This window comes from Lactococcus sp., assembly GCF_036648155.1.
Classification (GTDB): Bacteria; Bacillota; Bacilli; order Lactobacillales; family Streptococcaceae; genus Lactococcus; species Lactococcus cremoris.
The window spans coordinates 1-543 of the sequence record NZ_JAVXIY010000044.1 but is presented as its reverse complement, the minus strand read 5'-3'; the positions used below and the strand labels follow the sequence as shown (position 1 = coordinate 543).

The window sequence follows — 543 nt, the reverse complement described above, 5'->3', positions numbered from 1 at the left end:
AAAGCCCAAAAACAGGCTATCGAAGCTAGAGAAAAATCAAAGCAAAAAGAACAGGAACGCAAGGATAATACTCGGCGTAAAATTCTGCTCGGTTCTTATTTAATTAAAAAGATGCAAAGCAACGAAGCAAACAAGGAAAAAATACTCGCTGAACTCAACGAGTATTTAACAGAAGATAGAGATAGACAGCTTTTTGATTTGCCTTTAAATACAGAATCTACAAATATTTAGGTAATTAAAAAAATGGATAAAAAAGCTTTTTTTAAACATTTTTTTGAGATTGAGGCTAATTCATCTTTATCTCATGCAGAAGATGCCTACAAAGATTTTGACTTCGCTATCATGGTTTCAAATCCAATAGGAAGTGAGCCTTATATTGTTGTTTTTAGCCCAGTGAATGAAAAATTTAATCATTCGATCATTCTTGAGCTACCTCAAAATGAGCATCATATTAATTTGGGATGGACTGATCTTTGCCTAATTGACAAAAAGACTGTTAGAAAAGGGAGTAAGCGAATTAAGTTGTTGAAATTGATTGATAAA

Annotated in this window: 2 protein-coding genes; both read left to right on the top strand. The window is 32.2% G+C overall.

All coding sequences use genetic code 11. The features are described 5' to 3' along the window. A partial coding sequence (locus RSC39_RS12035) for a hypothetical protein (protein WP_332537479.1) occupies positions 1–231 on the top strand: 231 nt, incomplete at its 5' end. Between the two features lie 12 nt (positions 232–243). After that, positions 244–543: hypothetical protein (locus RSC39_RS12030; RefSeq protein WP_332537477.1), on the top strand; the 300-nt coding region annotated here is incomplete at its 3' end.